At 71.4% G+C, this 11554-nt stretch carries 8 protein-coding genes; 6 read left to right on the forward strand and 2 right to left on the reverse strand.

The genetic code is table 11. The features are described 5' to 3' along the window. Window positions 1-78 precede the first annotated feature (78 nt). The gene (locus IF54_RS0136365) at window positions 79-780 is read left to right on the forward strand and encodes a ribonuclease HII (protein ID WP_030326760.1); all 702 of its coding nucleotides are present in this window, start codon (window positions 79-81) and stop codon (window positions 778-780) included. Window positions 781-848: 68 nt separating this feature from the next. After that, window positions 849-1502, forward strand: a complete 654-nt coding sequence (locus IF54_RS0136370) for a hypothetical protein (protein ID WP_078852235.1) — start codon at window positions 849-851, stop codon at window positions 1500-1502. Between the two features lie 268 nt (window positions 1503-1770). On the opposite strand, the gene IF54_RS0136375 is transcribed toward IF54_RS0136370, so the two are convergent. Both IF54_RS0136375 and IF54_RS0136380 read right to left on the reverse strand, forming a co-directional pair. Further along, the gene (locus tag IF54_RS0136375) at window positions 1771-2403 is read right to left on the reverse strand and encodes a hypothetical protein (RefSeq protein ID WP_030326762.1); all 633 of its coding nucleotides are present in this window, start codon (window positions 2401-2403) and stop codon (window positions 1771-1773) included. Window positions 2404-2691: 288 nt separating this feature from the next. After that, the gene (locus IF54_RS0136380) at window positions 2692-4863 is read right to left on the reverse strand and encodes a RecQ family ATP-dependent DNA helicase (RefSeq protein ID WP_030326763.1); all 2172 of its coding nucleotides are present in this window, start codon (window positions 4861-4863) and stop codon (window positions 2692-2694) included. A 184-nt stretch (window positions 4864-5047) separates the two neighbouring features. Between IF54_RS0136380 and IF54_RS0136385 the strand changes: the two genes are divergently transcribed. The 4 genes from IF54_RS0136385 to IF54_RS0136405 form a co-directional block, all read left to right on the forward strand. After that, the gene (locus IF54_RS0136385) at window positions 5048-6847 is read left to right on the forward strand and encodes a DUF4192 domain-containing protein (RefSeq protein ID WP_037821084.1); all 1800 of its coding nucleotides are present in this window, start codon (window positions 5048-5050) and stop codon (window positions 6845-6847) included. Between the two features lie 671 nt (window positions 6848-7518). Then, window positions 7519-9441, forward strand: coding sequence for a glycogen debranching N-terminal domain-containing protein (locus IF54_RS0136395; protein ID WP_234439148.1), 1923 nt, complete (start codon window positions 7519-7521; stop codon window positions 9439-9441). Window positions 9442-9572: 131 nt separating this feature from the next. Further along, window positions 9573-10331, forward strand: a complete 759-nt coding sequence (locus tag IF54_RS0136400) for an NUDIX hydrolase (protein WP_030326766.1) — start codon at window positions 9573-9575, stop codon at window positions 10329-10331. Between the two features lie 40 nt (window positions 10332-10371). Next, the coding region (locus IF54_RS0136405; protein ID WP_234439149.1) for an ATP-binding cassette domain-containing protein at window positions 10372-11554 on the forward strand (1183 nt) is incomplete at its 3' end.

Raw genomic sequence — 11554 nt, forward strand, 5'->3', positions numbered from 1 at the left:
TGCTCGCGAGTGTCTCGCCGGCCGTCAGGAAAACCGGGGTGTCGCAGGGTGATCCGAGCAGCGTAGGCTAAGGGCGCCATGCCGTACGAACCGCCTACTCACACCGTCGAGCGCTCCCTCCGCGCCACGACCGGAGCGAAGATCATTGCCGGTGTCGACGAAGTCGGGCGAGGCGCCTGGGCCGGCCCTGTCACCGTCTGCGCCGCCGTCACCGGACTGCGCCGACCGCCCCAGGGCCTCACTGATTCCAAGCTGCTCAGCGTCAAGCGCCGGACCGAGCTCGCCGAGGAACTGCGGACCTGGGTGACGTCGTACGCCCTGGGTCATGCGAGCCATGAGGAGATCGACGACCTGGGGATGACGGCCGCCCTGCGGATCGCCGCCGTACGTGCTCTGGAGGCCCTTCCGGTGCGGCCCGACGCGGTAATCCTCGACGGGAAGCACGACTACCTCGGCACGCCCTGGAAGGTCCGGACCGTCATCAAGGGCGACCAGTCCTGTGTGGCGGTCGCGGCGGCCTCGGTGATCGCCAAGGTTCAGCGCGACAAAATGATGGCCGAACTGGGTATCGACCATGCAGACTTCGACTTCGCGGCCAACGCCGGGTATCCGTCACCGGTGCACAAGGCCGCACTGGAGGTCCGGGGCCCCACCCCGTACCACCGGTTGTCGTGGGCGTATCTTGATGCGCTGCCTCAGTGGCAGCACCTCAAGAAGGCCCGCAGCTGGGCGAGTGGAAGCACTCCTGGAATCGAGGGCCAGCTCGGCTTCGATTTCTGACGATTCCGCTCGCACGGATGTGCCACCCGCTGACGCGAGCCGCACCGACGTTTGATAAACATCAGCCCATGCCTCTCATTCCCGAGGAGCCTCAGATTCACGAGAGTGCCCAGGGTCCCCGCGCCACGGCGGCCAGCGGCCGCACCGCGCCGACCCCCCGTCCCGTACCCGGACCCCGTCCCGTGGCTCCGCCGCGTCCCGGTCGCCCCGGCCCTCTGCGGCCGACGCCGCCGGTGCAGCGGACGCCGCACGACGTGGCCGTGGCCAAGCCCGGTCTGCCGGGCCCCGCTGCCCCCTCCGTCTCCACCCCAGCCGAAGCCTCGGCTTCGAGGACTCCCCAGATCCAGCTCATCCCGGCCTCGGCCACGGGTGCGCTCGACGCTGCCGAGGAGGCCGTCGATCTGCTGCTGGAATCGGGCCGTGCGCCCGGTGAAGTGCTGGTGATCACTACCGGAGAACAGCATCCGTGGGCCGCCCACGAACTGTCCTTCGGTGAAGCCGCCTACTGGGCGCAGCACGACGCCGGCGACGACGTGTTCTACGCGGACGCCTCCGCCGTCTCGCGTGCCGCTTCGCGTCCCGTGGTCGTGGTCGCCGTGAACGGCGGGTCTGCCACCGCTGCCGCCGAGGCCCTGCCGCTGGCCCATGCGCGTGCCGGTGCCCTGCTGATCGTCTGCGGTGACCCGCAGCAGATCAACTCGGTACTGGGCGCGGGCGTCTGAGCCCGTTCCCGGAGAATCGGGGCACCTGGGGTCACCGATGGTGCCGCTTGTGCGGCACCTGCACGGCGGCCCATTTGGCATGCTCGCGTCTGCGCGGAATCCCGGCGGGGGAGTGCGGGTGTGCGGGGAGCGCCGGCCGGGACATGGCAGCAGCGGCGGTGTGACCGGGGCGTAGCGAACCAGTGGTGAACCGGCCCCGGCCGTACGTCGGTGACGTACGGCCGGAAAACCGTGTCGGCCGGGGCATGCCGTCCTGGAGCAGTGGTCCTCAGCGAGCTGCGGCGCGCCGCAGGACCTCCGAGGCGGCGCCACCGGTGCGCGGCAGCAGAGGCGGCGACTCGGACGTGGCGAAGGGCTCCGGCGCGGAGTCCGCGTTCGGGCGCCGACCGCCGCGTCCCTCACCGAGAACCTGCCAGCCGTCCCGCGTCAGAGTGATGTACGCACCACAGCGCAGTCCGTGCAGGGTGCAGGCGTCACGCAGTCCCCACATCCAGGCGCCGTCCTCCTCCGTCCAACGCGCGTCGCCCTCACGGCAGTAGAGCAGCACGGCGGTGCGCACAGGGGTGCGGCGCCGCAGGTCGTGCGGGATCACCCGACGCAGCTGCGAGAGCAGCGTGTTCCGGAACATCCAGCCGTCGGCCGGCGCCGGACGGCGCGTGAACGAGGCGCTCGCCAGCAGCCGTTCGTCCGGATCGAGAACCGCCACGATCGCGGTCGCCGGCTTGGGCTGGTGCCGGGAATGCAACCCGCTGACGACCTCGCGCGGACTGCGCAGCAGCGGGATACCGGCCTCGGCCCACTCGGCGGGTTCGAGCAGACGGGCCAGAGGGTTGGCGGATGCGGCGGACAGGTCGGTTGACGACGTGGACGCCGCGGAGGACGGAGCGAATCCGAAGGTCACGGTCCTCCCTTCGGCTACGCGCCCATGCGGGGGCGGGGTCGGATTGGGGGAGCGCGCACCGCAGCAGAGCCCTACCGGTTCACGGACGAGCCGTGCGGGGAGCGGACCCCAATTCTTCCTGTCGAACTTGGTTGCGGCAACGAGCAATTGGGCCCACCGACCCGAATCGGATGGTTGGTGGCATATATCCCTACCCCGTGTTTTGCCGGGCGACGCCCGGAGCCGTCGGCCCGGCTCTTCGAGGCCTCGACCGGCGCGCGCAGAGACCTTCGCCGACTTCCGCGCCTCTCAGCCACGTACCGCCAGCACCAGCGGCAACACCCCCTGGGCACCTGACCGCAACAGCAACCGGGCGGCGACGGCGAGGGTCCAACCGGTCTCGGTCATGTCGTCGACGAGCAGGACGGGACCGCCGGCTGCCTCGAGTGCCTCCCGCAGGGGCGGAGGCACGATGAGCGCACCGTGCAGGGCACGGAGGCGCTGAGCGCTGTTGGAGCGCGGCAGCGAGAGCTCGTCGGAGTGGTTCGTGTAGCCGAGGGAGCCCAGCAACGGGATCCGGCCGACCGCGGAGATCCGGCTCCCGAGCGACTGGACCAGCTGAGGCCGGGTGCGCGAGGGCAGCGTGACCACACCTACGGGGCGGGCGGGGGAGTCCGCGGCGCCGGAGGCCCAGCCGTCGGGCCCCTTGGCCCAGTCGGCCAGCACGGTCACGACGGCGTGGGCCACATCGTCGGGAACGGGGGCGTCCGGGGTCTGGGGCGCGAGCAGCGGACGCAGCCGGTTGCCCCAGCCGATGTCCGACAACCGCCCGAGGGCCCGGCCCGGGGAGGCCTGTTCCCCGGGCGGAATACGGCCCTTGAGGTCGACGCCGATGGCCGGCAGCCCGGTGGGCCACATCCGGCGCGGCTCCACCACGACCCCGGCCCGGGCGAGCGAACCGCCTGCCGTATCCAGTGCGGCCGGAGAGATGTCGGCGGTGAAACGGGGCCCTGCGCAGTTGTCGCAGCGGCCACAGGGAGCCGCTTCCTCGTCGTCCAGCTGACGTCGTAGGAACTCCATACGGCAGCCCGAAGTGGTGGCGTAGTCGCGCATGGCCTGCTGTTCGGCGGCGCGCTGCTTGGCGACCCACGCGTAGCGCTCGCTGTCGTACGACCAGGGCGTTCCCGTGGCGATCCAGCCGCCCTTGACCCGGTGGACGGCGCCGTCCACGTCGAGCACCTTGAGCATGATCTCCAGGCGGGTCCGGTTCAGTTCGACCAGTGGTTCGAGCGCGGGCAGCGACAATGGCCGGTCCGCTCCGGCCAGGGCGTCGAGAGTGCGTCGTACGGCTTCCTCGGGCGGGAACGCGACCGATGCGAAATAGGACCAGATCGCCTCGTCCTCACGGCCGGGCAGGAGCAGCACCTCGGCATGCTCGACACCACGTCCGGCGCGACCCACCTGCTGGTAGTAGGCGATGGGCGAGGAAGGCGAACCGATGTGGACGACGAAGCCGAGGTCCGGCTTGTCGAAGCCCATGCCGAGTGCGGACGTGGCGACCAGCGCCTTGACCTTGTTCGCGAGCAGAGCCTCCTCGGCCTGCTGGCGTTCGGCGTTCTCCGTCTTTCCCGTGTACGAGGCGACGGTGTGCCCGCACTCACGCAGGAAGGCGGTGATCTCCTCGGCGGCGGCCACTGTGAGCGTGTAGATGATTCCGGAGCCCGGCAGGTCGTTCAGGTGGTCGGCCAGCCAGGCCAGCCGGTGAGCCGCGTCGGGGAGTTGAAGCACGGAGAGGCTGAGGCTCTCGCGGTCGAGGGGACCCCGCAGCACCAGCGCGTCCGAGCCGCTGCCCGTCCCGAGCTGCTCGGCCACGTCCGCGGTGACACGGGCGTTGGCGGTGGCGGTGGTGGCGAGCACCGGCACGCCGGACGGCAGCTCTGTGAGCATGGTCCGCAGTCTGCGGTAGTCCGGTCGGAAGTCGTGTCCCCAGTCGGAGATGCAGTGCGCCTCGTCGACGACCAGAAGGCCGGTGGCGGCGGACAGTTCGGGCAGGACGTTGTCGCGGAAGTCCGGGTTGTTGAGCCGCTCGGGGCTCACCAGCAGCACGTCCACGGTGCCCGCGGCGACCTCGGCGCGAATGGTCTCCCACTCCTCAGGGTTGGAGGAGTTGATGGCCCGGGCCCGGATGCCGGCTCGTGCGGCGGCGTCGACCTGGTTGCGCATGAGAGCCAGGAGCGGGGAGACGATTACGGTCGGTCCGGCACCGCGCTCCCGCAGCAGGGCCGTCGCCACGAAGTACACCGCCGACTTGCCCCACCCCGTCCGCTGCACGACCAGGGCACGGCGCTTGTCGGCGACGAGTGCCTCGATGGCCCGCCACTGGTCCTCGCGCAACCGCGCCGATCCGGTGCTGTCCCCGACGAGCCGGGCGAGGATGCCGTCGGCGGCCTCGCGCAGTTCGTCCTTGCTCGTGTGCGTCATGCCTCCCATACAACAGGACGGCTCGGACAGTCGGGCGCTGCGGCGGGCTGCCTGTGGACGAAGGACCTGCGGGGGCGCCTGTGGGCTGCCGATCTGTGGACGGCGGGTCGGTGGTTGTCGTGGTCCTGATCGGAGTTATCCACAGGGGCAAGCGGAGGATCGCGATCCGCGAGATCGTCTGCGCATGACGAATCACAGCGAAACGACCGGATCGGCTGCAAGCGGCAATAACGACGGACGGGACGGTGGTGGACGAAGCGGTAGCGGGTGGGACGGCGATGGGTACCGTGGTGGTGAGTGGGGAGGCGGTGGCCGCGACAGCGGTGCCCAGGACAGCAGTGGGCGCGATGGCATCGGTCGCGAGGGCGGTGGGCAGCGGGACGGGGACCGCACGGGCGTCGGGGATGGCTTGGGCGTCGGTGAGCAGGTCGGGGACGGCTTGGGTATCGGTGAGCGGGTCGGATTCGACGCGCACGGTGCCGAGCACCAGGTCACTCTGCGGACGCCGGGCGAACTGGCCGATGCCCTGCCGTACCTCCTCGGATACCGGCCCGAGGACAGCATCGTGCTGGTCGCCCTGCACGACCGGGACGGCCGTGGCCGGTTCGGCGGGCGAGCCCGGCTCGGCATCCCGGCCAACAAGGACGACTGGGCGGCCGTGGCCCGGCAGTTGGCCCATGGGCTGATCACCGGCAGCGAGCGCAGGGGCGCCCGCCCCGAGCAGATGGTCGCCTACCTCTGCCAGGAACCCGGAGCCGGTGAGACCGGAAAGCAGATCACGGAGCGGCTGGCACCGCTTGCCGCCCTACTGCGCACGGAATGCGGCCGGCTCGACGTGCCCGTGATCGAGGCGTTGTGCATCTCCGGCGGCCGCTACTGGTCGTACTGCTGTCCGAGCGAGGAATGCTGCCCCGTGGAGGGACTCCCGATGGGTCTGCCCGGCACCTCTGTGCTCGCGGCCGCGGCGACCTACGCCGGCCTACAGGTGCGAGGCACTCTGCGTGAGTTGCGAGGCAGGTTGCAGCCGTGGGAGACCGCTGCCGCCCTGGAGCAGGAGGTCGCCCTGGACACCGCCGGTATGGCTTTGATCCCCAGGATGCTCGACCTGCCGAGCCGCCGGGAAGTGGCGGAGGAGACGGCGCGGCTGGCAAGGCTCGTCATGACTCGTTTCGCCGCAGCGCCACCCGTGTCCGGCACACTCCAGGCGGACCTGAGGGACGACGAACTGCTGGGGCACGAGGAGGCGGCCGAACTCATTCTCGGTCTTCAGGACCGCACGACCCGGGACCGTGCAGCCGAGTGGATGGAGGCCGACGAGGCCGGGCCCGCCCTGCGGCTGTGGCGGGCACTGGCCCGTCGGTGCGTCGGGCCGTACGGCGAACACGCGGCGGCGCCGCTCACGCTCGCCGGGTGGGTCGCGTGGTCCGCGGGCGACGAGATCGAGGCCAGGGAGGCGCTGGCCATGGCCCTCGGAGCGGATCCGAGCTATCTCTTCGCCCGGCTTCTGCACCAGGCCTGCAACGAGGGACTGGACCCCGAGTCGATCCGTCGGTGCCTGCGCGCGGAACGTCAGACGCGTGAGACAGAGGCCCGGTCGGAGGTCTGCCGGTCCGGCGAGGAGCAGACAGTCGAGGATTCGGAGTTGTCGGACACGGTTGACTCCGACGGCAGTCGGGCTCTCGGTTCCGAGGGGAGTATTCCCTCGCGCCTGTTCGAGCCCGTCCCGGCGTCCATGCCTCCCACGGCCTCCCGTCGACGCAAGCGGACTCGCAGCGGCACTCGCGGCGATGCCCTGACGCACCCTGGGCCAGGGGAGGGGCGACCGTCCGGCGTGGAGGACTCGCGCCCACCGTCCCGCGCGGGCGGCCGTACGCGTCCCGGTGCCGTGCGCCGCCGTGCCACGGGGAAGGACGCCACATGCCGACCCGAGGGCACTCGGCCTGGAGGTGGTGCCACTGACGGTGCCCCCGAGGGAGAGGGGTGAGCGGCCGCTGGGAACGTGTGGCGCGCGGGCTGTCCCGCCTGTGTCGCAGGGTGGTGCCCCTGGCCGGCCGCCATTCGGTCGGCTTCCCCGGTCGCGGGCGTGACTCGGAACGGCCCTGCCCCGTTCACCTGAGGGGTGGAATGCCCGACCGGGCTGTGCCGTCTCACATCTCTTGTCCTTCAGTAGCCCCGCACCGGGCAGTAGCCCCGCACCGGGCGCCGCACCCGCCCGTGCCGCGCAGAGCGCAGAGGAAGCGACCCTTGCATCAGCCGACTCCGCCCTCCGACGACGCCCTGTCCGCCCGCCATGCGCCGAAGTCGGCTTGGACTGGGAGCGTCGGACCGCCGCAGCGGGTGGTCACGGACACCGGCACACCCGAGCCGAGGTTCCCGACCGGCACACAGCACTCCTTGGTGACCGCAGAGCACCGGTCGTCCGATCGATGGGGGAGTACGCCTTCGGCGTCGTGGGATCGCGAGTCGTTTCCACCGGCAGGGCCCGCGCGACGTTCGTCGCCGCCGGTGGAGCCGAGTCGGACTTCGGCTTTGGCCGGGAGCCGCTCCGTCCGGCTACCGGGACCGGTTCCGTCCGGGCCACCGCAGCCGCAGGGCGGCTCCCCAGGCCCCGGAGGACCGGCCGGCCTCCCCCCTGTGCACTCGACCATCATCTGTGTGGCACTTCCGGGCCTCGCCATCTCCACGGCCCAAGGGCAGTTGACCGGCCAAGGGCTGGAGGGCTTCTACCGCGCGGGCCGGCGGCTGCTCTCCCGTTGCCAGGTCCGGGTCGCCGGCCGCGAACCGCTCGCCGTCCAGGCACGGGCGACCGCGGCCGATCGCGCACGCTTCGTTGCCGTTGTCCGCGTCGCTCCTGGCCCGAGCCCGGACCCCGATGTCGTCGTCGAACGCAGCCGCCACGCCGACGGCACGGAACGCATCACGCTGCGCAGCGCAGCCTCCCGCCCCCTGCGGCTGCCCGTGGAGGTGGCACTCGGCTCGGATCTGGCGGACCTGAGCGCTATCGCGTCGGGCCGAGCGGGACCCGAGCTGTCCGCGATCGTGCACGACTCCGGTTTGCGCTGGTCCGGCGCCTCTGGTGGTGCCTCGGTGACAGCAGACCCGCCCCCGAGTGACGCGCTGGCGTCGGCAGGCCTGCTGCGCTGGGAGTTCGAGTTGCCGCCCGGCGGGACGGCCGGTCTGGAGCTGCGTGTGCGTCTCGACGGCGCAGCTCCCGTCCGGGCCGCGGGCCGTGCGTCGACCAGTCCCCTCGCTTCCGCCCGCGCGACGGGAGACCACCCCGCGCTCCAGCCTCTCCTGGACACGAGCATCGACGATCTCCGGTCTTTGTTGCTGCGCGACCCGGCACACCCCACTGACACCCACCTGGCGGCCGGAGTCCCTTGGCGCTGCGGACTGGCTCCGGCCGACGCACTCGCCGCGGCCCGCATGGTCCTGCCGCTCGGTACCGGGCTCGCCGCCGGGACACTCCGAACCCTCGCCCGCACCCAACAACGAGAAACGACCGGAACGCGCGAGGCACGGTCCGGAATGATCCCCGGACCGCGCCGGGACGCGGGGGCACATCTGCCGGCCGGCTGTACCGGCACCGAAGCCACCCTGCTCTTCCCCGCTCTGCTCGCGGAGGCCTTCCGGTGGGGGCTCTCGCGACAGGAGACGGAAGATCTGCTCCCGACGGCCGAGCGCTGCCTGGGCTGGATGCGAGCGACTGTGGGGGAGGGGACGTATCTCCGCGCCCCGCAACCAGGTGGTCCGGCCCGCTGTGAGACCCAGGCCCACGCGCATCGCGCGGCTGTCCTCGGTGCGGATCTGCTCGACGCTTTCGACAGACCCGGTGGGACGGCACTGCGGCAATGGGCCCGCGACCTGCGAACGGCCTTCCGGCGGGATTTCTGGATCGAGGATCGTGGTGGTGGCCGCCCAGCGGCGGCCCGTGCTCCTGACGGCCGCCTCGTGCCGTACCTCGGAGCCACGGCCGTCCATCTTCTGGACACCGGCCTGCTCGGCGGTGGCGAACTGGCACCCGGACTCCTCGACAGCGTCCAGACCGAGCAGCTCGCCCGGCTGCTCGGTGGCCCGGCCATGGATTCGGGCTGGGGGCTGCGTGGCCTGGGTGCCAAGGAAGCGGGATACAACCCCTTCGGCCACCGCACCGGGGCCGTTCGCGTCGACGAGACGGCTGTCGCTGTCGCGGGGCTGGCCGCCGCCGGGTTCGAGAGGGAGGCCGGCTCCCTCCTGCAAGGTCTGCTCGCGGCATCCGAGACCTTCGGGCACCGGCTCCCCGAGATGTTCGCCGGAGAACAGCGCTCGGAGGGGAGCGCTCCGCTGCCCCATCCGGCGGCCTGTCGTCCCGCCGCGACCGCAGCGGCTGCGGGAGTGCTGTTGCTGAGTGCCCTCGCGGGGGTCCGCCCGGACGCCCCGGCGGGAACCGTCACCCTGCGCCCCATGCGCAGCGTGCCTCTCGGCGAGATCGGACTGACCGGACTGAGGATTGCGGGCGCCCCGTTCTCGGTACGGGTCAGCAGACTCGGGCTCGCCATGGTCGAGGAGGCTGCCGAAGGGCTACAACTGGGGTCGTGACCTTGTACGACATCGCCTCGCAGAGTGGCCGCGAACAAGGGGTGGGATCTGCCCTGGGGCGCAGTGGATCAACCGTTGCCGCGACAGGCGAAGGGAGTGTTTATCGTCAGGCAGACGACTATGATCGCCGCATGCCCTACGACCCGTCAGCCTTTCCGCCCTTCGCCGTCACCGTGGATCTGGTCGTACTGACCGTGCGTCGCCACGCCCTGTGTGCGCTCGCGGTGCGCAGGGGCGAGCCGCCGTTCCAGGGGCGCTGGGCACTGCCAGGCGGCTTCGTACGGGCCGACGAGGATCTGGCGCAGGCCGCAGCCCGGGAACTGGCTGAGGAGACCGGGCTGCGCGCACACGACCCTGCCGTCCCCGTCCAGGACAACGGCGCGCACCTGGAACAGCTGGCGACCTACGGTGACCCAAAGCGTGATCCTCGGATGCGCGTGGTGAGCGTCGCCCATCTGGCTCTGGCCCCTGATCTGCCCGCTCCTCGGGCAGGTGGCGATGCCAGCAACGCACGCTGGGCGCCCGTCGAGGAACTGTTGCAGCAGGGCGGTTACGGTCGCGACGGGGAACCGGTCGCGCCGCTGGCTTTCGACCACGCGCAGATTCTGTCGGACGGTGTGGAACGAGCCCGCTCGAAGATCGAGTACTCGTCACTGGCCACCGCGTTCTGCCCGCCTGAGTTCACCGTCGGTGAGCTGCGTCGTGTCTATGAGGCGGTGTGGGGCGTTGCTCTCGACCCGCGCAACTTCCACCGCAAGGTGACGGGTACGCCAGGCTTCCTGGTCCCCACCGGTGGTACGACCACGCGGCAAGGCGGACGTCCCGCCCAGCTCTTCCGCGCCGGCGGCGCGACGCTGCTCAACCCTCCGATGCTGCGCCCCGAAGTGTGACGCCAGCGAAACCCGGACATAACGCGCTATCTTGCTACGGGTGATCCAGGCCTTCGGACTGACCAGCCCCTCCCGCAAGGACCTCCCGCCCACGGTCGACGACGTGTCCTTCGAAGCCCGTCCGGGACGCGTCACCGCGCTTCTCGGAGCGGCGGGCGCGGGCAAGACCTCGGCGCTCAGACTGATGCTCGAACTGCAACAGGGCCGTGGCATCACCCATTTCAGGGGGCGTCCGCTGCATCGCATCGCACATCCCTCGCGTGAGGTCGGCGTCCTCCTGGGCGATGTGCCGGGTCATCCCGCGCGCACGGTCCGCGGGCATCTGCGGATGCTGTGCGCGGCGGCCGGTGTACCGGTCAGGCGCGCCGACGAGGTGCTCGAAGCGGTGGGGCTGGTCAGTCTGCGCGACGAGCGTCTCGGCACGCTGTCGCGCGGCATGGACCGCCGCCTGGGTCTGGCCTGTGCCCTGTTGCCCAACCCGCACAGCCTCGTACTGGACGAGCCGGCAGAAGGACTCTCGAGCGGGGAGAGTCACTGGCTGTACGGCGTGCTGCGAGCGCACGCCGTCCGAGGCGGCACAGTCCTGTTCACCACGGCCGAGCCCAAGGAGGCCGCGCGCGTGGCGGATCGGGTCGTCACGCTCGAAAAGGGCAGACTCGTCGCCGACCAGGAGGTCCGGGAGTTCGCGCGCACCAGGCTGCGCCCCCGTGTCGCCGTACGGACTCCCCACGCCGTCCGCCTCGCTGCCCTGCTGACCAAGGAGGCGCGGGCGGCGCACCGCTCCGTCGAGGTCGTCCGGGAGGGCGGCAACCGGCTGTCCGTGTACGGCGGTACGTGTGCCGAAGTCGGCGAGATCGCGTTCCGTCACGGCATTCTCGTACACCAACTCGCGGATGAGACCGGGGACATGGGTCCAGGCGCGGGGTTCTTTCCAGGGGAGGAGACCCCGGGTGGCGGCCGCCGTCCAGGAAGCCCGGACTTGTGTGTGGGCGCCACGGAGGCCGAGGCCGGGGGATCGCGCGGTCCTGAGGGAGGCGCTGAGGCTGAGGAGGAGCACGGGGACTTCCCGCGACACGGCGGCAGCCTGGAGGCTCACGGCGAACGCCCGCGGCACACCCCTCAGGAGGCCCGCAGCGACTCGCCGGAAGAGAGCGTCCACCGCGGCTCGGCTCCCGGCAAAGCCTCGACGCTCCCCGCCCTCCCCTCCCCCCTCCCCCCCCCCA

It is taken from the genome of Streptomyces sp. NRRL B-3229, assembly GCF_000719505.1.
Lineage (GTDB): Bacteria > Actinomycetota > Actinomycetes > Streptomycetales > Streptomycetaceae > Streptomyces > Streptomyces griseorubiginosus.